The sequence below is a fragment of the Arthrobacter sp. 01T425 genome, from assembly GCF_056398725.1.
Window position 1 is genome coordinate 68,862 of sequence record NZ_JBFTPY010000011.1, and the last position, 25,002, is coordinate 93,863.

At 65.8% G+C, this 25,002-nt stretch carries 23 protein-coding genes; 10 read left to right on the forward strand and 13 right to left on the reverse strand.

Annotated elements, in window-relative coordinates; all coding sequences use genetic code 11:
* Positions 1 to 64: 64 nt before the first annotated feature.
* From AC1DNG_RS13550 to AC1DNG_RS13565, 4 genes are read right to left on the reverse strand one after another with little or no spacing between them, the layout of a single operon-like run.
* Entirely contained in the window at positions 65 to 1,114 is a 1,050-nt protein-coding gene (locus AC1DNG_RS13550; RefSeq protein WP_476887585.1) for a sulfate/molybdate ABC transporter ATP-binding protein, read from the reverse strand.
* Positions 1,111 to 1,932 (reverse strand): ABC transporter permease, encoded by an 822-nt coding sequence (locus AC1DNG_RS13555; RefSeq protein WP_476871393.1) that lies wholly within the window; start codon positions 1,930 to 1,932, stop codon positions 1,111 to 1,113. Before AC1DNG_RS13555 ends, AC1DNG_RS13550 begins: the two co-directional genes overlap by 4 nt.
* Positions 1,933 to 1,937: 5 nt before the next feature.
* Positions 1,938 to 2,756, reverse strand: a complete 819-nt coding sequence (modA, locus tag AC1DNG_RS13560) for a molybdate ABC transporter substrate-binding protein (RefSeq protein ID WP_476887586.1) — start codon at positions 2,754 to 2,756, stop codon at positions 1,938 to 1,940.
* Complete coding sequence (locus AC1DNG_RS13565) at positions 2,753 to 3,163, reverse strand: TOBE domain-containing protein (RefSeq protein WP_223913528.1); 411 nt, start codon at positions 3,161 to 3,163, stop codon at positions 2,753 to 2,755. Before AC1DNG_RS13565 ends, modA begins: the two co-directional genes overlap by 4 nt.
* Before the next feature lie 263 nt (positions 3,164 to 3,426).
* Between AC1DNG_RS13565 and AC1DNG_RS13570 the strand changes: the two genes are divergently transcribed.
* The 3 genes from AC1DNG_RS13570 to AC1DNG_RS13580 all read left to right on the forward strand — a co-directional run bounded on the left by AC1DNG_RS13570 (position 3,427) and on the right by AC1DNG_RS13580 (position 6,095).
* Complete coding sequence (locus AC1DNG_RS13570; RefSeq protein ID WP_476887587.1) at positions 3,427 to 4,011, forward strand: hypothetical protein; 585 nt, start codon at positions 3,427 to 3,429, stop codon at positions 4,009 to 4,011.
* Positions 4,012 to 4,254: 243 nt separating this feature from the next.
* On the forward strand, positions 4,255 to 5,550 hold the full coding sequence (locus AC1DNG_RS13575; protein ID WP_476887588.1) for a cation:proton antiporter: 1,296 nt from the start codon (positions 4,255 to 4,257) through the stop codon (positions 5,548 to 5,550).
* A gap of 365 nt (positions 5,551 to 5,915) precedes the next feature.
* Positions 5,916 to 6,095, forward strand: coding sequence for a hypothetical protein (locus tag AC1DNG_RS13580; RefSeq protein ID WP_018775517.1), 180 nt, complete (start codon positions 5,916 to 5,918; stop codon positions 6,093 to 6,095).
* An 83-nt stretch (positions 6,096 to 6,178) separates the two neighbouring features.
* Here AC1DNG_RS13580 and AC1DNG_RS13585 read toward each other — a convergent pair whose 3' ends face one another.
* Together AC1DNG_RS13585 and AC1DNG_RS13590 are read right to left on the reverse strand one after the other, a co-directional pair.
* Positions 6,179 to 7,150 carry a PAS domain-containing protein gene (locus AC1DNG_RS13585; protein ID WP_476887589.1) on the reverse strand — a complete coding sequence of 324 codons (972 nt, stop codon included), beginning with the start codon at positions 7,148 to 7,150 and terminating at the stop codon, positions 6,179 to 6,181.
* On the reverse strand, positions 7,147 to 7,962 hold the full coding sequence (locus tag AC1DNG_RS13590; protein ID WP_476858106.1) for an alpha/beta fold hydrolase: 816 nt from the start codon (positions 7,960 to 7,962) through the stop codon (positions 7,147 to 7,149). Before AC1DNG_RS13590 ends, AC1DNG_RS13585 begins: the two co-directional genes overlap by 4 nt.
* A gap of 399 nt (positions 7,963 to 8,361) precedes the next feature.
* Between AC1DNG_RS13590 and AC1DNG_RS13595 the strand changes: the two genes are divergently transcribed.
* Positions 8,362 to 9,621: an NYN domain-containing protein gene (locus AC1DNG_RS13595; protein ID WP_476849671.1), complete on the forward strand. Its 1,260-nt coding sequence runs from the start codon at positions 8,362 to 8,364 to the stop codon at positions 9,619 to 9,621.
* Between the two features lie 102 nt (positions 9,622 to 9,723).
* A complete protein-coding gene (locus AC1DNG_RS13600; protein WP_476858105.1) occupies positions 9,724 to 10,116 on the forward strand; it encodes a VOC family protein in 393 nt (130 codons plus the stop codon).
* Between the two features lie 153 nt (positions 10,117 to 10,269).
* Here the strand turns inward: AC1DNG_RS13600 and AC1DNG_RS13605 are convergent, their stop codons facing one another.
* Positions 10,270 to 11,445, reverse strand: coding sequence for a zinc-dependent alcohol dehydrogenase (locus AC1DNG_RS13605; RefSeq protein ID WP_230010888.1), 1,176 nt, complete (start codon positions 11,443 to 11,445; stop codon positions 10,270 to 10,272).
* A 1,055-nt stretch (positions 11,446 to 12,500) separates the two neighbouring features.
* Here AC1DNG_RS13605 and AC1DNG_RS13610 point away from each other — a divergent pair.
* On the forward strand, positions 12,501 to 14,711 hold the full coding sequence (locus tag AC1DNG_RS13610) for a hypothetical protein (RefSeq protein ID WP_476858104.1): 2,211 nt from the start codon (positions 12,501 to 12,503) through the stop codon (positions 14,709 to 14,711).
* A gap of 128 nt (positions 14,712 to 14,839) precedes the next feature.
* Complete coding sequence (locus tag AC1DNG_RS13615; protein ID WP_476887590.1) at positions 14,840 to 15,316, forward strand: hypothetical protein; 477 nt, start codon at positions 14,840 to 14,842, stop codon at positions 15,314 to 15,316.
* 68 nt (positions 15,317 to 15,384) lie between these two features.
* On the opposite strand, the gene AC1DNG_RS13620 is transcribed toward AC1DNG_RS13615, so the two are convergent.
* The 3 genes from AC1DNG_RS13620 to AC1DNG_RS13630 form a co-directional block, all read right to left on the reverse strand.
* The gene (locus AC1DNG_RS13620) at positions 15,385 to 16,389 is read right to left on the reverse strand and encodes a PDR/VanB family oxidoreductase (RefSeq protein ID WP_476871403.1); all 1,005 of its coding nucleotides are present in this window, start codon (positions 16,387 to 16,389) and stop codon (positions 15,385 to 15,387) included.
* Between the two features lie 35 nt (positions 16,390 to 16,424).
* Positions 16,425 to 17,522: an aromatic ring-hydroxylating oxygenase subunit alpha gene (locus AC1DNG_RS13625; RefSeq protein ID WP_028277775.1), complete on the reverse strand. Its 1,098-nt coding sequence runs from the start codon at positions 17,520 to 17,522 to the stop codon at positions 16,425 to 16,427.
* Between the two features lie 171 nt (positions 17,523 to 17,693).
* Positions 17,694 to 18,275 (reverse strand): PadR family transcriptional regulator, encoded by a 582-nt coding sequence (locus tag AC1DNG_RS13630; protein WP_476849676.1) that lies wholly within the window; start codon positions 18,273 to 18,275, stop codon positions 17,694 to 17,696.
* Between the two features lie 267 nt (positions 18,276 to 18,542).
* Here AC1DNG_RS13630 and AC1DNG_RS13635 point away from each other — a divergent pair, with 267 nt between their 5' ends.
* Complete coding sequence (locus AC1DNG_RS13635) at positions 18,543 to 19,886, forward strand: MFS transporter (protein ID WP_043436471.1); 1,344 nt, start codon at positions 18,543 to 18,545, stop codon at positions 19,884 to 19,886.
* A 329-nt stretch (positions 19,887 to 20,215) separates the two neighbouring features.
* Here AC1DNG_RS13635 and AC1DNG_RS13640 read toward each other — a convergent pair whose 3' ends face one another.
* The gene (locus tag AC1DNG_RS13640; protein ID WP_476887591.1) at positions 20,216 to 20,698 is read right to left on the reverse strand and encodes a hypothetical protein; all 483 of its coding nucleotides are present in this window, start codon (positions 20,696 to 20,698) and stop codon (positions 20,216 to 20,218) included.
* Between the two features lie 178 nt (positions 20,699 to 20,876).
* Positions 20,877 to 21,656: an SDR family NAD(P)-dependent oxidoreductase gene (locus AC1DNG_RS13645; protein WP_476887629.1), complete on the reverse strand. Its 780-nt coding sequence runs from the start codon at positions 21,654 to 21,656 to the stop codon at positions 20,877 to 20,879.
* Between the two features lie 83 nt (positions 21,657 to 21,739).
* Here AC1DNG_RS13645 and AC1DNG_RS13650 point away from each other — a divergent pair, with 83 nt between their 5' ends.
* Both AC1DNG_RS13650 and AC1DNG_RS13655 read left to right on the forward strand, forming a co-directional pair.
* Positions 21,740 to 22,357, forward strand: coding sequence for a TetR family transcriptional regulator (locus AC1DNG_RS13650; RefSeq protein WP_476887592.1), 618 nt, complete (start codon positions 21,740 to 21,742; stop codon positions 22,355 to 22,357).
* Between the two features lie 102 nt (positions 22,358 to 22,459).
* Entirely contained in the window at positions 22,460 to 23,128 is a 669-nt protein-coding gene (locus tag AC1DNG_RS13655) for an alpha/beta fold hydrolase (protein ID WP_476887593.1), read from the forward strand.
* Between the two features lie 16 nt (positions 23,129 to 23,144).
* Here AC1DNG_RS13655 and AC1DNG_RS13660 read toward each other — a convergent pair whose 3' ends face one another.
* Positions 23,145 to 25,001, reverse strand: coding sequence for a cytochrome b/b6 domain-containing protein (locus AC1DNG_RS13660; protein ID WP_476887594.1), 1,857 nt, complete (start codon positions 24,999 to 25,001; stop codon positions 23,145 to 23,147).
* Position 25,002: the final 1 nt, after the last annotated feature.

A 25,002-nucleotide genomic window follows, 5' to 3' on the forward strand; every position in this document is an offset into this window, starting at 1 on the left:
TCGCTCGGCGCCGGCAGCGCCCGGCACCGAGACTACTCCGCCGGGCGGAACGTGCGGAAGCTCCCTAGGCCGGGTAGATCGCGATGGCGGCGGCCTTGATGACGAAGTAGACGCTCATTCCGGGGATGAGGCCGAGGTCGGCTGACGCGGCCGGGGTGATGTCGGCGGAGAGCCGACCGGCACGGACACGGATCTGATCGCCGTGGGGCTCCAGGTCCGTGATGATCACTTGGAATGAGTTTCGCGGACTGCCGTGCTCTTCGGTGAGGAACACCGATACCGCCGACGGCGGAAAGACCGCTACTCCGTCCTGCCCGGGCTCGATGGTCTCGTCCCGGTGGCCCGCGACGACCATGCCCTGGGCGGTGGTCACCCCGGCGTCGCTGACAGTCCCCGCCACCAGGTTCAGCCCGGCCAGCCCGGCGGCGAACCGGCTGCGCGGTTTTTCCAGGACTTCGCGGGTGGGGCCCTGTTCGGTGATCCGGCCGTCCTCGAGGACGATCACCCGGTCGGCCAGCATGAGGGCGTCGAGGATGTCGTGGGTGATGATGATGGCCCGGCGGCCGGCGAGGACGCGCTTGAGGAGCCGGCGGAGCAGCGGGGCGGCATGGATGTCGAGCGCGGCCATGGGCTCGTCCAGGAGCAGCAGGTCGGGGTCGGCGGCGAGGGCGCGGGCCACGGCCACCCGCTGGGCCTGTCCGCCGGAGAGCTGTCCGGGGCGCCGCGAGGCGAGGGAGCCGGCGTCGACTTCGGTGAGCCAGTGCATGGCCGTTTCGCGGGCCGCTGCGCTGGAAGCGCCGGCGCTGCGTGGCCCGAACGCGACGTTGTCCAGTGCGCTGAGGTGCGGAAACAGGAGGGCTTCCTGGGCCAGCAGCGCCGTGCCCCGGGTGTGCGGGGCGCGCCAGATGTTGGTGTCCGCGCTCAGGTCGAAGAGGACTTTTTCGCCGATCGTGGCTTTGCCGGCATCGGGGCGCAGCAGGCCCGAGATGATCGAGAGGAGCGTCGATTTACCGGCCCCGTTGGGCCCGAGGATGGCGATTGTCTCGGCGGGTCCGAGGCTGAAGGAGACCTCGAAGCCCCGTGCGGCAAGGGTTGCGTCCAGCTGAAAGGTCACCGGAATGCTCCTTCCGGTGCCACGCCAAGGCGCGGGCGCCGGTAGGAGAGCCCGACGACGGCCACCGCCACGGCGACCAGCAGGAGGGAGAGCGCGACGGCGGCGTCGGCGTCGGTTTCGCGCTGCAGATAGATCTCCAGCGGCAGGGTGCGGGTGACGCCCTGCAGGCTGCCGGCGAAGGTCAGGGTGGCACCGAATTCGCCCAGGCTGCGGGCGAAGGACAGAACGGCGCCGGAGGCCAGGCCGGGGAGCACCAGCGGGATGGTCACCCGGCGCAGCACCGTGCCCGGGCGCGCCCCGAGGGTGGCGGCGACCGCCTCGTACTTGTTGCCGGCGGTGCGCAGGGCGCCTTCGAGGCTGACCACCAGGAACGGCAGGGCAACGTACGTCTGAGCGAGGACGACCGCGGTGGTGGAGAAGGCGATCTGGATTCCGGCCAGTTCCAGGCTTTTGCCCAGCAGTCCCTGGCGGCCGAAGGTGTAGAGCAGGGCGATGCCTCCCACCACGGGGGGCAGGACCAGCGGCAGCAGGACGAAGGCCCGGAGCAGGCGCTGGCCCGGGAACGGGCTTCGGGCCAGGATGAGTGCGAGCGGCACGCCGAGGACGATGCAGGAGGCGGTGCTCGCCGCGGAGGTACGCAGGCTCAGGCCGAGCGCGGTGAGTGAGGATTCGGAGGTGATCAGCGGGATGAACTGGGACCAGTTGACCTTGGCGACCATTGCAACCAGCGGCAGCAGGACGAAGAGTGCCCCTGCTGCCGCGATGGCGTAAATCCATGCCGGGATGCCTGTGTACCCGGTGCCGCTGCGCCTGTGCATGCCGTTTACGGGGTGCCGAATCCGGCGTCGCTCAGCACCGTCTTGCCCTCGCCGCCGGTGACCGCGGCGATGAAGGCAGCGGCGAGCTCCTTGTTCTTGCTCGTGCCGACCGTGGCGATCGGGTAGGTGTTTACGGCCTGGTCCGACTCGGCGAAGGGGATGCCTTTGACCTTGTCTCCGGCGTTCCTGACATCCGTGACATAGACCAGCCCGGCGTCGGCCTCACCCGAGGTGACCTTGCCCAGGACATCCGTGACGGACGATTCCTCGCTGACCGGCGCCAGGGTGGTGCCGGTGGCTTTTTCGACGGTCTCGGCAGCGGCGCCGCAGGGAACCTGCGGTGCGCAGACCACCACCTTCACGCCCGGTTTGGCGAGGTCGGCGAAGGAGCTGATCGATGCCGGGTTGGACGGCGGAACCGCGATCTCCAGGACGTTCGTGGCGAAGTTGGCCGGGGCGCCGTCGATCAGTTTCGCATCGGTCAGCTTGGTCATGTTCTTGGTGTCGGCGGAGGCAAAGACATCGGCCGGGGCGCCCTGGGTGATCTGCGTGACCAGGTCCGAGGAGCCGGCAAAGTTCAAAGTGATTTTGGTGCCGGGGTTCTTCGCCTCGAAGTCGCTGGCCAGCTTGGTGAAGGTCGATTTCAGCGAGGCCGCGGCGTAAACGGTGATCGCTCCGGACAGCGTGGGGGTCTCACTGGCCCCGGCGCTGGAGTTGGAGGCGGTTCCGGCTGCCCCGGGCGTGCCGGCGGCACAGCCGGCCAGGCCCGCGGCCAGGGCGCCGGCCGCCAGCAGTGCGGGGACGTGCTTGCGGGCGGTCCTCATATGAGGCTCTTTCCGTGGGGCGTTTCGATGATGACGGTGGTGGCTTTGACCACGGCGGTCGCCACGGATCCAAGTTCCAGGCCCAGTTCCCGGACGGCTTCGCTGCTCATCAGGGACACGACGCGGAAGGGCCCGCACTGCAGCTCAACCTGTGCCATGACTTTGTCAGCGGTGATGCCCGTGACCAGGCCGACGAACCGGTTGCGGGCGGAGCGGCCTATCTTGGTGGGGTCATCGGGAAGCTGTGCCTGGTCGCGGGCCAGGTGGGCAAGTTCCAGGCCATCCACGGCCAGCCGGCCGGAGTCATCCTTGACCGGGGTCAGTATCCCATTCTCGGTCCAGCGCCGGACGGTGTCGTCACTGACCCCGAGAAATCGTGCTGCTTCGGAAATGCGGATTTTCGGCATACCTCCATAATCACCTATTTGCGGCAATTATGGGGAAACTGATCCGCAAATCAGTAAATAATCCTCGTTTGGGGTCATCCGAGGCGCAGCCGGGTCCGGCCCCCGGGATCCTCGAACTTAAGGCGCATTTCAGGCCGGCCGGTGGCGCCGCCGCCGGGCGCCGCCCGCTGGGTGGCCACCAGGAGCGACGGCGGGTCGATTTTCCCGCCGCCCGGGACGATAATCGGAGGTGACCGGACAGCTTCTGCCGAGAGGAGCCGGCCGTGGCACCCACCACCCTGCTGGCAGGATTCAGATCTGCGATCGCCGCCCTCACGTTGGGGGTGCTGCTGCTGACCGGAACCGGCTGCTCCTCCGACAACCCCGCGGAAACCACGAAGATCACGCCGGCGACCAACGGGATCAACACCGTGGTCGGTCCGATGAAGCTGGCGGACATGCTCATCCTCTCCCACGGAGCGGACCAGCCCGGACGGATCATGGGCACCGTATTCAACACGTCCGCCAAGGACGCGGTTGTCACCATCTCCGGCGCTTCCGGATCGACGGTATCGATTCCGGTCAAGGCCAACGGAGAAACGTCTTTGGCCCAGCCTCCGGCCATGATGCTGGACCCCACCACGGGATCCCCCGGGTCCCTGGTCACGGTCCGGGTGAGCGAGGACTCCACAGGTACGTCGGCCGAGCTGCAGCTTCCGGTCCTCGACTCCACGCTGCCCGAATACCAGTCGTACATGCCCGCGACGCCCGGATCCGGGGCTGCCTCCGCCAGCCCGTCACCCACGCTGCCCGGGAACACCACCACCCCATCCGGTACCGGGTCCCCCAGCCCCTCCCCCAGTCCGTAGCCCGAAGCCCGGCCCCAGGCGCCCGCTAGGGAATCGCGGCGACGACGTCGATCTCCACGAGGAAGTCCCCCAGGACAGGGCTTAGTTCTCTGGCGCGGTCCCGGGCCGGCGGATTAACTTGAACTGCAGGGGAACGTTTAGTGCAATCGGCGGAGGGAGCGTGATCCCTGTGGGCGGACCCACCCGGCTGCTGGAATCGGGCCGCCCTCACGCTGCGCCCACGGAAACGGGCGCCGATCCGCCATGGAGCTGACGGTCATTGTCCTCATCACCGCCCTCCTGTTCGCGTGGGCGCTGGTGTCGGCGCAGCTGCAGCAGGCGGACCTGACCGCTCCTATTGTGTTCACCGCTGTCGGCGCAGCCCTGGCCTGGTCCGGGCTGGTTAGTGGCCCGTCGCCCTTGGCGAGTATCACCCCGGTTGTCGAGGTCACCCTGGTGTGGGTGCTCTTCTCCGACGCCGCCCGCTTGCCGCTCCAGCAATTGCGCCAAGACGTGAGCCGCTACGTGCGGCTGCTGGGAGTCGGTCTGCCGCTGACGATTGTGTTCGGGTGGGCCCTGGCCGCTTGGTTCTTTCCCCAGTTCGGGTTCTGGCTGGCCCTCCTCGTCGGTGCTGCGCTTGCCCCTACCGACGCCGCACTCGGAATACCCGTGGTGACGAATCCGGCGGTGCCGTCGCGGATCCGCCAGCTGATCACGGTCGAAAGCGGCCTCAACGACGGCATCGCCACCCCGGTCGTCATGCTCGCCATCGCCGGCGCGGCCGCCGCAGCAGGCCTGGAGAGCGCCGAAGGCCCAGGCAGCGCGGCCATGGAGCTGCTCATCGGCGCCGGTGTCGGCGCAGCGGCCGGCGCCGCGGGAGGGTGGCTGCTCCAGCTGGCCCGCCGGCGCGGGACCGCAACCGAGGATTTCGCCGGCATCGGCGTCCTGGCCCTGAGCCTGCTCTCCTACAGCGCCGCACTCGCGGTGGGCGGCAACGGCTTCGTCGCCGCGTTCTGCGCCGGGCTGGCGTTCGGCACCTGCGCCGGGGAACGGGGGCCGGCCGAACTGGCTTTCGTTGAGCAGATGAGCGGCCTGGTGTCCCTGCTCGTGTGGCTGGCCTTCGGAGCCATCACCGTGCCGATCATGCTGGAGCACTCCCTCCCCCTGACCATCGCGTATGCCGTGCTCAGCCTCACGGTGGTGCGGATGCTGCCGGTGGCGCTGGCCTCAATTGGCGCCGGCCTCGACCGGAAAACCGTCCTGTTCGTGGGCTGGTTCGGCCCGCGCGGACTGGCGTCGCTCGTGTTCGCGCTGCTGGCGCTGGAAGCCCTTGGACCATTGTCCGATCAGGCTGTGGCCGTCATTGCCGCCACCGTACTGCTCAGCGTCCTGGCCCACGGCTTCAGCGCCGCACCGTTGGCTGCCCGCTACGGACGGGCCGCTGCCGCAGCGGGACCGGAGCCCGGCGGACCGGTGCCGGTCTCTCCGGCCCCCGCCCGGGGGCTGAGCCGCATGCACATCCACCCTCCGCATTTTCGGTCGAAGCGGTCCCGTCCCTAGACCGCACTGAACCGTCCGTGCCGGACTCGGGTGCCGTCGTCGCCGTCCACGTTCCGGCACAGCGGCTGTGATGAGTCTCACGCGCAAATTTCGCCATCTGGCTTGAGCCTCCCGCGCGGCGCTGTGCACTATGGAAAGGCAAGGCAGGGACTGCGACGTTCCTGCCGGTGCAGCCTGACGAATTTCTGCGACGTTCCGCGTCCGCAGTAAACGCCGGGCACCCATCCTGGTGGACGCAATGAGGCCAAACCGGTGAGCTCGCAGAGCTGCCCACGGTCTCAGGCGTTCCTGGTTTGGCCCCTACGGCGGCTCCGCATCGGTGCGGCAGCCGGACATCCGGATTCATGAAATGGAAGCACTGAACAATGACGTTTGAAACTGCCAACTCTGTAACCCACAAGCTCTGGGACCGCTCCACCATGCACCACGAGCTGGACGCGCTGGTCCACGAGCTCTCCGAGCGCCACAACACAGCCAAGAGCAACATCGCGGTCCACGCCAGCGGCCCGAACACCTTCACCCTCAGCCTGAACCACGGCGCCTAAAGCCCGGGTTCCAGGCAGCAAAGCCAAACGACGACGGCGGGAGCCACATCCCGCCGTCGTCGTTTGACCTTAAAGCCCGCGGATCAACCGGCGCCCACGGCCCCGCGCATTTCCGTCTTGACCCGGTACATGTCCTGATCTGCGGCCAGCAGCAGGGCCGTGGCCAGTTCTTTGTGCGCGGCCGGATCCGCGTCCGCCGGAACAGCCGTTTTCGCCTGGCCAACGGACATGCCCAGCCGGAGCTCGCTCCCCCCGATGGTGACGGCGCCGGCCAGGCAGCTCCGGACGCGCTCTGCAACCGCCTCGAGCTCCGCCGCGTGCTCCAGCCGAGGGATCAGGACAACGAACTCGTCCCCGCTGTAGCGCGTGACGGTGTCCGCGCCGCGCACGGCCTGGGAGAGCATCAGCGCCACGTGTTCCAGGACCTGGTCGCCGGCCGCGTGGCCCAGGGTGTCGTTGACCTGCTTGAACTTGTTGACGTCGCAAAAGAGCACGCCGACGCGGTTCCGCTGTTCGCCGGCGCTGGCCAGGGCCGCCAGCAGGTTTTCCTCGAGGTGCCGCCGGTTCGGCAGGCCGGTCAGCGGGTCATGCAGCGCCCGATGGTGTGCTTCCCGCAGGAGCGTGGCGCGGTCCGCCTCGGCATCCTCGAGTTGCCGGTGAGCGCTGGCCAGTTCGCGCTCATACCGCCGCCGCTCGGGGGCCGCGAAAAAGATCATCAAATCCCTCGGTTCTGCCCCGTCCACGGTCCGGGTGACGGACAGCAGGACGGCCCTGCGCTGCCCGTCCTGTCCCAACAGCTCGATCGAGAGTTCGGCGAGGTGCCCGTCGCGTTCCAGCTTCGGCCCGGCGTGCGTCCGGTACATCAGCCTGTCCCCGGCCGGCATGAGGTCCAGGAGGCGGGTGCCGTCGAGGCTGCCTTCGGGGATTCCGGTCCAGGCGCACATGGTGGCGTTCGCGGCCAGGATGGTCCCGTCGGTACCGGCAACGATGTAGCCGGCGGGCGCCTGGTGGAAGAGCTGCCCGTAATCGACGGCCGTGGTGCTGGTCCGGGTCATGCCGGCTTCAGGAATTCGAGGATGGCGGCAGACGTTTCCTCCGGCGCGCTGCTTTGCGGGAAGTGGCCTGTGGCCGCAAGCCGGACCAGGGTGCTGTTCGGGAGCGCGTGGTGCAGGTAGGTTCCCACGTGGTCCGGCGTGACGACGTCGTCGGTGCTTTGCAGGACCAGCACCGGGATGGTGACCCCGCCGAGCAGGTGCCGGACATCGGAAAGGAACGCGACCCGGGCAAAGTCACGGGCAACCCGGGGGCTGATCCGCCCGAAGCTGCCCTGGATCTCATGCTCCAGTTCGGGAGCGTGCGGCGTATTCATGTAGACCGGGGCCATCGACTCGGCCCAGACCACATAGTTGGCATCCAGGGATTCGAAGACGTCGTCGATGTCCTGCCGGGTGAACCCTCCCACGTAGCCGTCCTCGGGGTGGTCAAGATAGCTCGGCGAGGCCGTGACCAGCACGAGCCGGCCGAACCTGCGCCCTGCGTCCCGGGCGGCCGCGCTGATGGCCATCATGGACCCGACGCTGTGGCCGATGAGGGTCACGTCCTGCAGGTCGAGTTCGCCGCAGACTTCCACCAGGTCACCGACGTAGGCGTCAAGGGTGGCGTAGGTGGCCGAATCGTAGGCGGACTGGTCGGAGCCGCCGGAGCCCACATGGTCCAGCAGAACCACCCGGTAGCGGTCGGTGAACCGGGGCAGAATCTTGCCCCACATGCTCTGGTCGGTGCCGAACCCGTGGGCGAACACCAGCGCCGGGCCGTCTTCTGGCCCGTGCACCTGGACGTTGTTGCGCGCTGCCGCACCGGACATCATCGGCCAACCTGCTCTTCCAATTCACACATGGACCCACCTATCGAGACCGACGGCTGCACAATTCGTCCGGGCCTCGGGCCCAGAAAAATCCGTCCGGCGCCTGCAGGCGCCGCCCCACGAAAATTCCCATATTACAAGGATGTATTTCGACGACGTGGATCCATCTTAGTCCGGTGGGCCGCGGGCCTGGACATGCGTCTTCGCAGGTCACGCGGGGTTTCTGGCGTGGATGCTTACAGTCGAAAACTGGCCGTAGCAAGCTGTTCCTGCGCGCGCGGCCGATCCCGGATACACGTATGGACCTCCTGTTCCCGCCATGAGGTCCGGCACACGGCGGCAACTGGGCAACCAAGCGGGCACCCCTGGCACGCGCCGCCCTCCTGCTGGCACACTGAGCCGATGAGTGATCCCCTCCCCCAGTCCCGGCGGCCTGGCATCCGTGCCGCGATGTTCGTGGACTTCGACAACGTCTATACCGGCCTGATGGCCTTGGACCCCGCGGCCGCGAAGAGATTCGCCGAGGACCCCAAGCACTGGACGGAGGCGCTGGCCGCCGGCGGCGCGGGCGAAGAATCCCGGCGCTTCCTGATCCGCAACTGCTACCTCAATCCGGTGATCTACTCCAAGTACCGGCCGTACTGGACCCGCGCGGGCTTCCGCGTGATCGACTGCCCCTCCCTGACCCAGCGGGGCAAGTCCAGCACCGACATCAACCTGGTGCTGGACGCAATGGATGCCCTGGCCGGCGCGGCACATATTGAGGAGTTCTTCGTCGCGTCTGCCGACGCCGACTTCACGTCGCTGGTCCAGCGGTTCCGGGCGGCCGACCGCATGACCACCGTCATCGCTGCCGGCGCCGTGGCGTTCGCATACCGGGAGATGGCGGACAGCGTGGTGGAGTCCCACGACTTCGTGGCAATCCTCAACGGGACCGCGGCCGGCATCCCCCGCATGGTCCCGTCCGCCGGACTTGGCACCCCGCTCCGCACCGCCCAGGGCACGCCCGGGTCCGCGACGTCGGCCGCCGACGAGGTCCGGGCCCTGGTGCAGGCCGCGCCGGGTCCGGTCACGGGAGCGGTCGCGGCGCACCGGGCCCTGACCGCGGACCCGTCGCTGAAGACCGATTGGGGCGGGCACGGCAAGTTCGGGGCCTGGATCGCCCAGATCGGCCAGGGGGTCCAATACTCGTCCACGCCGTCGCCCGGCTGGGTGTGGGACGCGAAGCGGTTCTCCCCGGAGCCCTCCTCGCTGGCCTCCGACGCCCGGCCCGCGATCGAGGAGCAGGTCACCCGGGTCACGGACGTTCCGGCGCTGTCAGCAGAACAGTTCAGACAGGTCTTCCTGTCCCTGGCGGCGAAGCTGCGCGACCATTCGGGCAACCGCAGCGAATTGGCACGGTCCGTCCGGGACGACTGCGTGGCGGCCGGGCAGCCGGTGTCCCGCTCTGCCGTCAACTTCGTGATCCAGGGCGTGGTGTACGCCGGCGGCTCCCTCGCAGAGGAGATATCAGCGGCGGAACTCGCTGCCGCGTGGACCAGAAACGTGGAAGAGCTGTGCCGGCTGGCCCTCATGGAGTTCGACGACGCCGAAAAGCTCGCGCTCAGGCGCTGGGCCGGCGGCGGGCTGCTGGAGTCCGGCCCCGGCGGCTCCCGGGCGTAGCGAACCTCCCGCCGTCGTGGGCTTGCGTCGGGTGCCAAACCGATCCACAGTGTGATCTATCGACATCGGGTACTCCCAAACGAATTCGGAAAGGAGCTGGAAATGCCCAACGACCTTACGGAGCTGGTCAGCGTCCGATATATGGTGGCCGACGTCGATGCCGCGGTCGACTTCTATACAGCGCATCTCGGATTCACCGTCAGGATGAGCGCCGCGCCGGCGTTCGCCGATGTCACCCGCGGCCGGTTGCGGCTCCTCCTGAGCGGGCCGGCCAGCTCTGCAGGCCGGCCCATGCCGGACGGCACGGTGCCCGTGCCGGGGGGCTGGAACCGCATCCACCTCATCGTGGGCGATATCGCGGCCGAAGTGGAGCGGTTGCGCGCGGCAGGCGTCACGTTCCGGAACGACATTGTCAGGGGCCCGGGCGGACAGCAGATCCTGCTGGAGGACCCGTCCGGGAACGTTGTCGAGTTGTTCCAGCCCGCCGGCGAATAGCGGCCGTTTAACACGCAAGCGGACGACGGCGGGATTTCTTTTCACCGAGGTCGCCTAGCTGGGCTCCCGTTCCTGTCTAATGGGGAGCCCAGCTGCGCTTGGGTCCGGCTGACGGAAGACCTGAGGAGATCTCCCGGAGCGGGGACATCTTCGCTACGGCTTCAGGACCACCTTGATGCAGCCGTCTTCCTTTTTCTGGAAGATCTCGTAGGCGGCCGCGGCACCGTCGAGGTCGACCTCGTGAGTCTTCAGGTCCATGACGCCGAGCGGGTCTGCGGAATCTTCCACGAGCGGGAGCAGCTCGTCCGTCCACCGGCGGACGTTGCACTGGCCCATCCGGAGTTGGATCTGCTTGTCGAACATGCTCAGCAGGGGCATGGGGCTCGCTGTACCCCCGTACACCCCGCTTAGCGAAACGGTGCCTCCCCGGCGCACGGAGTCGATCGCTGCATGGAGAACCGTCATGCGGTCTACACCCGCAGTTTCCATGGCCTTCTTTGCCAAGGCATCCGGCAAGAGCCCCACCGCATTCTGCGCAAAGGCGCCGACGGGCGAATTGTGCGCTTCCATGCCGACGGCGTCGACGACCGCGTCGGGGCCCCTTCCATCCGTCATATCGCGAAGCTGGTCGCTGACGTCCTTTGTGAAATCGATCGTTTCCACCCCGTGCCGCTCGGCCATGCGGCGGCGTTCCGGAACCGGCTCGATGGCGATGACGCGCTGACCCAGGTGTCGACCGACGCGGCTGGCGAACTGCCCCACCGGGCCGAGACCAAAGACCGCCAGGGTGCCGCCGGCGGGGACGTCGGCGTATTTCACTCCCTGCCAGGCGGTGGGAAGAATATCGGAGAGGTAGAGGTACCGCTCATCAGGCAGTTCGTGCCCGACCTTTATCGGCCCGTAGTCGGCGTGGGGCACGCGCAGGTATTCCGCCTGCCCACCGGGGACCGAACCGTAGAGCTCGGAGAACCCGAACAGGCTCGCCCCGCTGTTGTGGGCATGGACCTGGGTGGTTTCACACTGGGACTGCAGCCCCTGTTTGCACATCCAGCAATGGCCGCAGGAGATGTTGAAGGGGATGACCACCCTGTCGCCCGGCTTGAGGTTCCTGACCTCGGAGCCGACCTCCTCAACGACGCCCATGGGTTCGTGCCCCAGGATGTCGCCGGCCTTCATATAGGGGCCAAGGACCTCGTACAGGTGGAGGTCCGAGCCGCATATGGCCGATGAGGTGATCCTGACGATGGCGTCCGTCCCCTTCTCAATGACCGGATCCGGAACCATCTCCACGCTGACCGACCGCTTTCCCTGCCAGGTAAGTGCCCTCATATTCGCTCCTTCAGTCGCAACCAAATTAGTAAGTCTACTGATCAATAAGATCATTCCTTGTTCGCGCCCGGATGGGAAGGAGCGTCGGGCTGAGTCCTACGAGGACGGCGACTTAGATGGTCGGACCGGCTGGCGATGAGCTCGTTCGAAGGGCGGGTGCCCGCGGCTGAGGGCAGGGTGCGGTCACGGCCTGGCATCCGCCCTGGCCGCCCGCCCCAAATAGCCGCCCGGCGGCTCAGCGGCACCTTCGCACAAAGCGGACGACGGCGGGACTCCCGGCCGTCGTCCGTTGCGTTTGGTCTCGTTTACCTACAATGCCGGCGCTCGAGTGGTTGTGACGATTTCGGCTGCGTCCGTGCTCGCTATTATGCGAGCACCGCCGCCACTGCCACCGCCACCGCCGCCGCCGCCCTCGTTAGTCAGAACATCGTTAATTGCGTCCCAAGCGCGACCGGTGAGGTCCTTAGCCGCGTCCCATATACCCGACAGACTGAACGCAGCTGCGTCAAACCCAGGGCTCGCTGTCCTTGAGACCACGAGATCTGGCGTCTTGCGTTCTGCATCGCATTCGGCTGTTAACAGTGCTGCCCGACCGTGCACCATTGCACGAATTCGATCGCTCTGGCCGGACGCTAGAGGTTCAGATGTAAAAACACCGGGCGCGTCTGCAGCCGGCTTTAAGGAATTGCTAATCATTTTCTCTCCGTTGATCCCCAGATTCGGAGCTGTCTAACAGACGCGGAAACACGAGCTTCGGCGTAAGTGATATTCCGCAGCAGCCTAAAATTTGGCGCGGGAATAATCGGCACACATACATATTTTCGGCAGGTCAGAACTTTGAGTTATCCCCCCATCATTGACTTTCACTCGTCATGGTCCTCGCAGGAGACGCGAAAGTCAACGGGCTGTTTACACGTGATTCCGCGCGGAAGTTTTAACCAAAGCAACTCGCGAGGCAAAGCACCGGAACCGGGCCGCCGCTCCCCCGAAAATCAATCGGCTATCGATCTTTGGGGCGATGTTCAAGGGAGGTTTGTGGTGGTTATGATTCGGTCATGCCGAACCCGCGATTGTCTCTCGCCCTAGAACGGATTGGCCCTGGAGACTGGGAGATATTCGAATCGTTCGCGTCGGAGTTCTTAGCCGTCGAATATCCGGCCCTGCGGACGATGGCAGCTCCGAACGGAGACAAGGGTAGAGACGCCGAAATATTCACGATTGATGGGGTGCCTAAAGTTGCATTTCAGTACTCTGTCACGGCGGGTTGGAAGTCGAAAATTGCGAGCACGCTGGACACCCTCAAGAGGAATTTTCCTTCGGTCAGCACCATGATCTACCTGACTAACCAGGTGATTGGTCCGGCTGCCGATGAACTCAGGGAAGAGTCTCGACGTGATCGGAATATAACCGTAGACATCCGGGACCGGTCGTGGTTTGTGGACCGCGAGAAGTCCTATCCGCAACGACGAGTGGCCAGTGAAGAGCTGGCTCAGCGATTTGTGGATCCGCTCCTGTCCAAACGAGGGGTCCTCGAAAGAATATCGACCTTGACCGCCGATGAGAGCAAGGTCGCGGTGCTGCACTTGGCTCTCGACGGCGAAGATCAGGCAACCGATCAGAGTCTTACCAAGAGCTGCTTCGAGTCATTGGTCTTGGCGGCGCTTCACGATTCGAACACATACAACAGGCTCAGCCTTAGCGAAATCAAAGATGGCGTCGCCCTCCGCATGCCCGTGGGGAAGCGAGGGCAGGTCGATGCTCTGACCCTGAGCGCATTGAACCGCCTGTCTCGGAAGGGCCCCATCAAGCAACACAAATCAGCGTCCGGGGCCGAGGACACGTACCATCTCAGTTTTGAGGAGGCCAAGAGGATAAATGATCAGACGGCCAAGTTCCTTCTTGATGAAGCTGCCCTCGATGCGAAACTCATTGCGGCGGTTCGAGCCGTCGAAGCACCGAAGGCACTGAGCGAAGCACAGTTGACCGAGATTTCTCGGGAACTGCGAACAGTCTTGGAAGAAACACTCCTGGAACGAGGTGAGTCTTTTGCCGAAGCCGTGGAAACAGGAGCACCGTTCCAACTCAGCCCTGTAGCCATAGCGGACCGAATCACAGCAAATGGTGGCATCCGTGAGCTCAGTTCTGATGCCGCGGCCGCGGCCATAATGCACCTACTGGAACAGCCTTCGCCGCAAACACAGTCGCATCTTCGGCGACTAGCCGACGCATACACGCTTTTCGCGTTCCTGAAACAAACCCCGGACGTCCAGAAAGTCGTGCTCAACGTCTTCAGTGAAGGCGACATATGGATGGACACCACCGCGATCCTGCCCCTTATCGGAGAGAGCCTGGTAGACGATCCGGAAGAGCGCCACTTTACGATTCTGATGCGCGCAGCGGTCGACGCAGGGTTGCTCCTATATGTAACGGACGGAGTCGTTGAAGAAGTTGAAAGACACCTCAACCTGGCGGTTGCTTATGGTCACAACAGAACGTCGACTTGGTCAGGAAGAGTGCCCTTTCTTTATTCGGCCTTCGTGCTCTCGGGCCGACCGGAGACCGAATTCCTGGACTGGCAACGGAACATCTGTGGACGAGAACAGCCGTTGCAGGACGTCAGCGACTACCTTGCCGACGAATTCTCTATCGAGACCAAGAGTCTTCTTGAGCACTCGAATGCCGCATCGACCGAACTCCGGGGTGCAGTTCAGGAACTATGGAATGAGACTCACGAGAGAAGGCGTCAACGAGGTGACTACGGAGCCGAGCAAGGGACGCGGTCTCGCTTGGTTGCCCACGACGTCGAAAACTCAGTCGGCGTCATCGAGTATCGGCGGACGATTGGACCATCACCCATGGGCTACCTTGCATGGTGGCTGACGTTCGACAGAACAGCCATGAAGATGAAGGACCACCTCCGGGAGCGCCTTGGCCCGCAAGCGCCTGCGTCGCCGGTGTTGAGCCCGGATTTCCTCACTCAATTGCTTCGGTTGGGCCCGCTCCGCACCGCCATCGAACAGGATCTGAGAGTGCAGCTACCCCTGCTCACGGACATGAGCGTCAATCACTACGCTCCGCAGGCTCTGCTCGATTTAGCCAGGGAAACGCGAGAAAAGTCGTCGAGCCAGAATGAACGGGTAGTGCGTCGCGAAGTCCGCGACGCGGTGAACCGCGCAAGGCAGCAGATGGGGCCCGCGGCGGTCGGCGGCGTTCGAGCCATGGAGGATCGAATTTCAGCTTCCATCAGACGACAGTCACCCGGATGAATCCCGCCGGCGGACGCACATAACCGGCAGTCGGACGGCAGCCAGGACTGCTGATAGCGGAATGGTTTCGCTCCGATCTGGGCTGCCGCAGCCGCACGCTCACTGCTGTCGCATGGGAGTATTCACCTATGACTATCGATAATGATGCTGCCAACCTCCCGGCGCAATTGGACTCTCGCGGCACAGACGACTCGATCGAAGTCAGTCGTGGCTGGGGCCACATCGGGGCCATCGTTGTCGATGCGACCCTGCAGCGGCGACAGAACTACCACGCGACCGTTAGGCCGCGCGTTGTCGCTTTGGTCGGGGCATGGCCTGATGCCGCCACGACCAGTGGATTCCGGCGGCGCCTCGATACCGGGACGCTTTCCGAAGTTATCAGCTGGCCTTCCCCTGGCCGTCTCGCCCAGGTAGAGGACATGACGCGCGTGTTCGAGAGCCAGGGCATCGAGACTGTAGTCGAACTCCGAGGAGCACTTGGTGACGACGCCAGCAGAGCCGTTCTCCGGGAGGCTCTTGGGGCCGTGCGGCATGTCAGTCCCAAAACGCTCGATTACATTGACACCCTGAGCGGAGTGTCCACGGGCGGGGCCGTCGAAGTGTAGAAAGCGGGGAGTGATCCAGGTTCGCCAGCGGACTCCAGGTCCACCCCGAGCGGCGGAGTTGTGGGCACTCAAACGTCGATTGTGACGATGGCACAGGAGGCTGCCGAGTCTGCACGGGCGCCGGATTTTAAGCTGACGGCCCGGGAGACGCAGCAGCACATCTTGGCTGCGGAATGCTGCTGGCGTTCGCTGTAGAAGACATCGCGGTGGTCGATGGAGCCCCGCAGGCCGAGCAAACGCACTTCACACAGTCCGCATTCGCCCTTGCGGCAGTCGAACATCATGTCGACGCCGGCGTCCTCGAGCGCTTCCAGCATGGACTTTCCGGCGGGGACGGTTGCCTCGACGCCCAGGCGAGGCACGCGCACCACGAACTCCTCGGGGTCGAACCAGCCGCTGTTGCCAAAGGTCTCGTAGCGGAGGTTTGTCACGTTGAGCGCCCGGGCATCCCAGCCCCGTTTGACGGCGTCCATGAGCCGGATGGGGCCGCACATGTACAACTCAGTGTCCGGCTCAATCGTGGCCAGCAGCTCATCTACGTTGAGTGCTGTGCCTTCATCGTCCACGTGGACTCGCAGCGCGTCGCCATGCAGCTGCTCCAATTGCGCCAGGTAGGCCATGGCGGGGCGGCTGCGGCCGGCGTACACGAAGGTGTAGTCGGCCTTGATGTTTCGGAGCACCCGGGCCATGTTGATCATGGCGGTGATGCCGATCCCGCCGGCCAGCAGGACGTAGCGCGGAGCGCCGATCCGCAGAGGGAAATTCTGCAGCGGCTGCGTGATCTCCACCCGGTCGCCTTGCTCTAGGGCCTGCATGAAGTGGGAGCCGCCCCGGGATTGAGGGGCCCTGAAGACGCTGATCGCCACACGTCGGCCGTCCCCGCTCGAATCGACGATGGAGTAGGAGCGCCTGTGCTGCTCGCCGTTGATCGAGACCATCACGTCAATGTGCGAGCCCGGCTCGGCTTTCATGGGCCTGGACTGTTCCAGGACCAGGCGCCGGGTCTTTGCGGTAATGTCCTCCGCCTCGACCACAGTGCCGATCTGCCAGACTTCGATGTTCGTTGCAGCCATGTCTTCTTCTAACTTCCTGGGATCGGGCGATCGGGTCAGGCGGTGGGGATCAGTCGGCCTTCGGCGGCGAGTTGTCGCTCTATCAGCCGTCGCACCCACATGCCGCCCGCGTCGATGTTGAGGTTGTAGAACTCGTAGTCCGGGTTGGCGTCGATAGCATTCTGCTGGGCCGCCAGCATTTCTTCGTCCTCGCCGAACACGCCGTGTACGCCGTTGCGCAGCTGGGTGGTGATCAGCTGGCTTTCCAGCCGGTAGTTGCGCATGAAGGCCCAGAAGTAGTGGCATGTTTTGGCGCTTTCCGGCGAAATCGTGTTCATCACGAAGCCGTTGACGCCCTGGCTGCGGTCGCCTTCGGGGGCGCCAGTGCCCGCCTTGGCTACTCCGACGTCGATGTTGATGGTCGAGGGCGACTGGAAGGTGATGATCTGCCAGCGGTCAACCCGCCCTTCGAAACCCGGGAACTTGTCCCGCATGTTTTTGAGCCAGAACGGCGGAGCCTCGATGTCGAGCATCCAGCGCGATACCGTGACGGTGTTGTCGTCATGGGTCACGACGAAATCGGACTCACTCAGCTCGTCCTGGCCGATCGAGGAAGAGTGGACGAATTCCTCATGGGTGAGGTCCATCAGGTTGTCCAGAACGAGCTGGTAGTTGCACGGCGCCAAAATGGTCTCGCCATCACCGGCCCAATCATCCGAGCTCATTTGGTGCATGTCCGGGATAAGGGCCGGATCCGCGAGGGTGGCATCCCCCAGCCACACCCACACATAGCGGTAGCGCTCGATCACGGGGAAAGACGGTACGGTGGCGCTGGGATTAATGGTTTCCTGGGCGGGCATGGAGACACAGCGGCCGGCGGAGTTGTAGATAATGCCGTGGTACGGGCACTGGATTTGGTCCTTGCCGAGGGTCTTGCCCATGGACAGCGGGGCTAGGCGGTGCCAGCAGGCGTCCGCCAGCGCCACTGCCTTGCCATCCTCGGTGCGGTACAGGGCGAGCGGGCGGTCCGCAATCCGGCGCGACATCGGCTTGCGGGTTACCTCGTGGTCCCACGCGGCGACATACCAGGCGTTAAGCGGATAACCAAGCACTTTGTTCGTTGTAGAGCTCATGGACTGCATCAGCGCGGTCATGATCGATCCTTCCCCTCACGGTATACCTATGCTCATAGGTAGTGGCTTGGATCACAGCATAACTATGTTGATAGGTAGTGGCAAGGCCCCCCAGCTGCCCCCATAAGCGAACCGCAGAAGGGTACGGCAAAAGGCCCGGACACCCGGGCGGGCATCCGGGCCTTTCGGCACTCAAGACTCGAGCTTGTCTATCAGTTCCAGGCCGCGCCTGGCCCACTCGATCTCCGCTTTGGCGCGTTCGATCATGCCTTCATAGGTGAAGATTTTGTAGCCGGCAATCTTGGCCCGGTCCTCCTCAGGCGCGGCCTCGAGGCGGCGCGCAAGCGTGGGGTTGCTCCGGTCTTCCAAGGCGGCAACCATGTCCTGCCATTGCTGCGCGCGCGAGGAGTGATAGGCAATATGGGCGCGCATCTGCGCTCGCGCGGCTTCGGGGTCGGCCCACTCAAGGTAGGCCGCCTTAAGATGGATCGGGTCACGCTCCCGGGCGTAGTCCAGGGTGGTATTCATCCATGCCCGGAAAGCCTCGACTCCTTCCGGAGTGATGTGATAGCGCTTCTTTTTGCCTTTCTTGCCCCAGGGCTCTTCCACTCCGCTCAGCAGGCCATCCTTTTCCATTCGCCGGAGTTCGGGATAGATCTGCGAGTCCGGTGCGTGCCAGACGTAGCCGACGGATTGTTCAAAGTGCTTGAAAACGTCATAGCCCGTGAGGGGCTGAGACGTCAGCAGCGCAAGCAGGGCATAACGCAAACTCACCCGTCACCGATCCTCTCCGTCAGGGCGCCCTGCTGCCGATGCCTTGCGGCAGGGCCGGGCGCCGCCTCCATTAAACCCCTTGTCAACTAACTACGTTCATAGTTATGCTGTGTCCCGCGCCACATTTACCTATCAGTATAGATAGTTTCCCGGCTGCCAGCCTTCAACGACGAGGCCCGGCCTCCGCCTCCAGAAGAGCCACCAGATCTTCTGCACTTCAGTTTCAGCATCTGCCCGGACCGTCCGTGGCCTCTAGAAAGTAGTCCCATGCAACTTCAAGAACGCATCGACGCGTCCCGTATGTCTCTGTATCAATGGCTGATCGTGGGCCTGTGCATCGTCCTAAACGCCCTCGATGGCTTCGATGTGCTGGCCATGGCCTTCACCGCCAACAGCGTGACCCGGGACTTCGGCCTTAGCGGCGCCGAACTGGGTATCCTGCTAAGCGCCGGACTGGTCGGGATGGCCATCGGCTCGCTGGGCCTCGCGCCCTTTGCCGATGTCATCGGGCGCCGGCCCATGGTCCTGATTTCGGTCGGTCTCGCAACTGCCGGGATGCTGCTGGCCTCCGTAGCGCACTCTGCCGTGGAACTCGGGATTTGGCGCGTGGTCACGGGCCTCGGTATCGGCGGGATACTCGCCTGCACAAATGTCATCGCCAGCGAGTACTCCTCCAAGCGCTGGCGCGGGCTGGCCATCAGCATCTACACCGCGGGATATGGCATCGGGGCAACGCTCGGCGGCGCAGCGGCGGTGACTCTGCAGGCCAGCTTCGGCTGGCGTTCTGTGTTTCTATTCGGCGGCATCTGCACTGCCGCCGTCTTCGTACTGCTCGCTGTCCTTCTGCCCGAGTCTGTGGACTTCCTCGCTAACCGGCGTCCCCGCAATGTCTTGGACCGCCTGAACAGGATCGCGCGCAAGATCGGACAGCCCGCCGTCACCGAACTGCCCGCAGTGGCGGCCAAGAATGATCGCAGGAACAAGGTCTCCGAACTGTTCACAGCCGGCAACCGCCGCTCCACCTGGCTCGTCTGGCTTGCCTTCTTTGCCACCATGTTCGGTTTCTACTTCGTGAACAGCTGGACCCCGCGGCTCCTCGTCACGGCCGGCATGACCGAAAGCCAGGGAGTCGTCGGCGGGCTGATGCTGACCTTAGGCGGCACCTTCGGGTCGTTGCTCTATGGACTGCTGACCATCCGCTGGAACAGCCGGAAGGTGATGGTCATCTTCGCCGTCCTGTCGGCGGCCACCATGGTGATGTTCATTTCCACCGCGGGTATGCTGGTCCTCGCCTTCGTCGCGGGCGGCGTTGTCGGCATGCTCATCAACGGCTGCATCGCGGGCATGTACACAATTACCCCGGCGCTCTATGGCGCTTCCGTCCGGAGCACCGGCGTGGGCTGGGCCATCGGGATAGGCCGCGTTGGTGCCATCGTCGCTCCGCTCATCACCGGAGCCCTGCTCGACGCGCATTGGACAGCGTCCATGCTGTACATGGGCGTCGGCGTAGTAGTCCTGGTGGCAGGCGGCGCAGTCGCGGCAATGCGGCCATCCCAGCAAGATGGCGACGCCCTAATCGACGGAGAGAAGGAACTAGCTCTGCCTGCATAATCCAGGGTCAATGTGCGAGGCTCAGACGGCCGTAGGCGATGTTGTTCCGGATGCTCCCGCCGAATCAGACGGCAGCACAACGCTATGCGCCTCAACGCCGACGAAACCAGACCCACACAGTGCGGACGACGGCGGGACTTCCCGCCGTCGTCCGCTCCTCCCTGCTGAACCCACAGCACATGACTCTGCGGCCCGCCATCCCTTGAACGCGTCGACGGTCTTGTAGCTAACCCGGTGGGGGGAGAGCGCCATAGGTATTTGCCAGCGCATGAGGATTGACGGGCCTGTCCGCGTCGGACGCGGATGGCTCCCAGGTGTCGTAGGGTCCCTCAGGTCTGGTCCTCTGTGGAGGCGGCGCGCAGGTCGGGGTCCACGCCCCTGGTTCGCTGCGTATCCACGGACGGCACCGGCTCGTTATCCGCACGGTGAAAATAGAGCCAGGCCGCGACTCCCGCGCTCACCGCGACGGCCGCCACTCCGGCAATCACCCAGGCCTTCCCGGACGCCGTCCGCCGCGACTTAGCCCGCGCGGGTGCCGTGACAACACTCGGTGCAACCCGTTTCAGGCCCTCTTGAACACGGGGAGCCAGAGTTTCCACTCCACCGGCGAGGTCGTCAGCGAGCCGCCGTAGTCCGGTCTGGATCCTCGGAGACGCAGATTCAATCCCGGCATCGAGCCCGGCCACCACTCTTTTCAATGCCGCCTCGACTCCGGGAGTGGCCCACTCCCTCCCCTCGGTGAGCTGAGAGATGAGATTCTCTGAAAGATGGCGGATCTGGTCGGCCTGGTTCTTGGGTGCTGCCGTGCGCATGAGTGCCTCCTCGATGTGGTGGATGCCCATAGCCTACGGCGGTCGGCACCGTAGAAACAGGCCCTTCCGGCCGCAGCCAATACGAACGCGCGGGTTCCTCGGTGCGCTCCCCTCCTACAGGAACGCGGACGACGGCGGGACCTCCCGCCGTCGTCCGCCTGCGTTCTGGTGAGGTGCTTTACAGGGCGGACCAGCCGCCGTCGGAGGCGAGGATGGCGCCGTTGATGTTGGTGCCGTCGTCGCTGAGCAGGAACGTGATGGACGCGGCGAGCTGCGCCGCGGTGGCGGGCGCCGGGACGGTGGCCTGCATCAGCGGGCCGAGGCGTTCGGCCGCGAGCTGGGATCCCCAGGTGGCCACGATGTTGGTGATGGTGGGGCCGGGGGCCACGGCGTTGAAGCGCAGGCCCCTGGGCCCGTACATCACGGCCGAGTTCTTGGTCAGGCCCACGACGGCGTGCTTGGACGCGGTGTAGGCGGCGCCGGCTGCGGACCCGCGCAGGCCGGCCTCGGAGGCGACGTTGACCACGGAGCCGGTCCCGGCGTCCAGCATCAGCGGCACCACCGCGCGGGTCAGGCGCATCAGGGCGGTGACGTTGATCCGGAAGACACGGTCCCAGAGGTCGTCGTCCACCTCGTGGATCGGGGCGAAGTTGTCCATGATGCCGGCAACGTTCGCCAGGGCGTCGATGCGTCCGCCGGCGGCAGCGACGACGGCGGCCACGGTCTCTTCGGTGGAGATGTCGCCGGCCACGGGGACCAGGTCCAGCGCGGCGTTCTCGGCCACGAGGTCATCGAGGCGTTCCTTGCTGATGTCGGCGGCGATGACGCGGCCGCCTTCCCTGGCGATCCGCAGGGCGGTGGCCTGGCCGATGCCGGAGGCGGCACCGGTGACGATGACGGTCTTGCCGGCGAACCGGCCGGTGGTGGTGGCTTCCTGCCATGAAGCTTCGTTGCCCATGATGTCCTTCCAGACGTTGCTGACGGTGATGCGATCCACCTTATGACACTCTGTGTCATTATGTAAGGGTGAATACTGGTGGGATGCCTTCGGATGCTGTGACCACCGCCGTTCCGCGCTCCGCCGGGCGTCCGGTGACGATTGATCCCGACGCCGTGGCCGCGATCGCGCTGCGGCTGTTCGCCGAGCGCGGCTACGAGCAGACCTCCATGGAGGACATCGCCCGCGAGGCCGGGATCGGGCGCAAGAGCCTGTACCGGTACTTCTCCAGCAAGGCCGAGCTCGTCTGGGGCGGCATGGAGCCGGTGGTCGAGGCCTCGGGCCGGGTGCTGGACTCCGCCCGCACTGCTGGCGCGGCCGACGGCGATGTCCTGGCCGGGCTGCGCGACGCGGCCGTCGCGGGCGTTACTGTCCTGCCCGACCTGGCACTCACGCGCGGCCGGCTGCGGCTGATCGCCGAACACCCCGAACTGGCCAGCCGCAGCCACGAGGCGCTGGCGCCGCAACGCGGGCGGACCAGGGCCTACCTGCTGTCCGCGGGCGTCTCTGGGGACGTCGCGGGGTATCTGTGTGCCGCGTTGATCGGCGCGACGTTCGAAGCGTGGATGCGGTGGGCCGCCGGGACGGACCCGGATCCGGTGCCGTATTTGGTGGCGGCGGTGGGGGTATTGCGGGTGCCGGAGTCGACGCGGGCGGGGTGACAATGGGGAGATGAGATCCGCATCGAACCGAAGCCGGCCGAACGGCCGCCGCCTGCCGGTCCGGACCCGGGGTCCCGCCGTCGTAGTTTGGCTGGTGCCACAATGAGCACCTTCGTCCTGATCCCAGGAGCGGGCGGCGCGGCCTGGTACTGGAGCCGCATTGTTCCGCTGCTGCAGGGGGCCGGCCACGAAGCCGTCGCTGTCGATCTGCCCGGCGACGATGATAGCGCCGGGCTGCCCGAGTACGCGCGCCTGGTGCTCGAAGCCGTCGGTGGACGCCAGGACGTGGTGCTCGTTGCGCAGTCGCTGGGTGGCTTCACCGCCCCGCTCGTGTGCGAAAAAGCCCCCGTCGCCGGGCTTGTCCTCGTGAATGCGATGATCCCCTTACCGGGCGAGACCCCCGGCGCATGGTGGGGAAACACCGGCTGGGCTGCGGCGCAGCAAAGCGCGGCCCAGGCCCACGGGTACAGTGCCGAGTTCGACACGGACACCTATTTCCTGCACGACGTTCCGCCGAAAGTGGCCGCGGAAGGCGAACCGCATCAACGCCCCGAAGCAGAGGCGGTGTTCGAATCGGTCTGCACGTTCACGGCCTGGCCCGGGATCCCGACCCGCGTCCTGGCCGGAGAGGGAGACCGCTTCTTTCCGCTGGACTTCCAACAGCGGCTCGCCCGCGAACGCCTCGGCATAGAGCCCGACGTCCTGCCCGGCGGCCATCTCCTCGCCCTGGCAAATCCCGACGGTGTGGCCGATTACCTGCTGCGCCGCTGAACGTGGGAATTCCGGCCTAGCGGCTGCTCACCTGGCCGAACAGTTTCGCGATGGGCGCGAGCACCAGCGGGCGGGCGGCGTACCATCCGGCCGCCGTGATGGCGATGGCGGCCGCGAAGAGCCAGAACCCGACCCAGTTCACCACGTCGGTGCCGCCGAACATGTGGTTCAGGTTGCGCAGCGCACCGGTCGCGAACACGAGGAACACGTGGACGAGAATGAACAGCACGAAAAACAGCATGGTCGGGAAGTGCACCGCGCGCGCAACCTCTAACGGGTAGACCTTGTTCAGCGTTTTCGCGTTCTTCGGCCAGAACTCGCTCATGCGCGCACCCGTGATCGCAGCGACGGGGGCTGCGATGAAGACCACCACGAAGTACATGATCTGTTGCAGGCTGTTGTAGTTCACCCAGCCGGTCTCAACGGGCCAGTCGAGTGTCATGTACTGCAGGAGCGCGGAGAGCGCGTTCGGGACGGCCTCCCAACTGCTCGGCACGATCCTCAGCCAGCGGCCCGAGGCAAACAGCAGCACCACAAAGATGAGCCCGTTGGCCAGCCACAAAATGTCGAGCGACTGGTGCAGCCACAGGTTGATGCTGATCTTCTTGCCACCGCGCTTCGGCGTCCAGTACGCCGGCGGCTTCTGCTGCGTGCGTACCTGATAGCCGGAGCGAATGATGAGCACCATCAGGAAGATGTTCAGGAAGTGCGCCCACTGTGCCCACCACGGGAAGCCGGGCTCCACCGTATCGGGCAGGTCATAAGCGCCGGGGTATCTCTCAAGGAACTCGGGCACGCCCGGCAGCGTCGTCACGCCGCGTGCGGCGAGCACAAGAATCGCTGCGGCGGCCACTCCGCCGATGCCGAAGAGCACGACGAGCTTGATCCACTGGCCCAGGGTACGTGAGCCGTAGAGCCTTGCCTCGGCCTTGGGCTTCACGGGCTTTTCGACGGCGGCGGGCCGTGCCGCGGGCGCCGGGGCGGCGGCCGCGGGTGCCGCGACGACGGCGGGCTGTGCCACCGGTGCCGGGGCGGTGACGGCGGGCGGTGCTTCGGGCGCCGGGACGGCGGCGGCCGCGGGTGCGGGTGCGGGTGCGGGTGCGGGTGCACTCGACGCCGAGGGCTCCGTCTCGACGTCGGCCTTCACCACGCTGGCAGCCGGGGCAGGGACAGCGTCGGCAACGCGTTCGGGATGTGTCTGCACCGCAGGGGCGGCAGCGACCGCCGGAGCAAGCCCAGCCGGCGGCCACGGCTCGCCACCGGGAACACGGGGAAGCCCGCGACGCAGCGAGGCGGTTCCGGTCGTCCGTGTGGCAGGCGCGGCTGCCGGAGCAGCTGCAGGCGCCGCCGCCGCCGGCATTGCTGCTTTCTCAGCAGCACCAGCCACGGCAGCATCTGCGGCCACATCTACGGCAGATGCCGCCGTGGCGCCGATGGCCGGAGCCCCGGACAGAGCCGCCACCGGTACCGGAGCTTCTCCCGCTGGCGGCCAAGGTTCACCGCCCGGCACGCGCGGCAGGCCGCGGCGAAGCTGCCGCGCCACCGCGGCGCCTGGAATCACCGCCGGGACCGGCGCGGACAGCGCCGCACCCGGCGCCGTTTCCTGGACAGCAGCCGGGGCGGAGGGCGCGGCGGCAGCGGGGGCGGAGGGCGCGGCGGCAGCGGCCGATTCCACCCCGGAAACTGACGTCGACAGATCGGCCGCTTCTGCCGCTTCTGCCCCTTCTGCCGCTTCTGCCGCTTCTGCCGCTTCTGCCGCTTCTACCGCTCCCGCCGCGGCAATGCTGGCGGGCGCCTGGCCCGCTGGAGGCCAGGGTTCGCCACCTTCGACGCGCGGCAGGCCCCGCCGGATGGACCGAGACAGAGTTGCCATC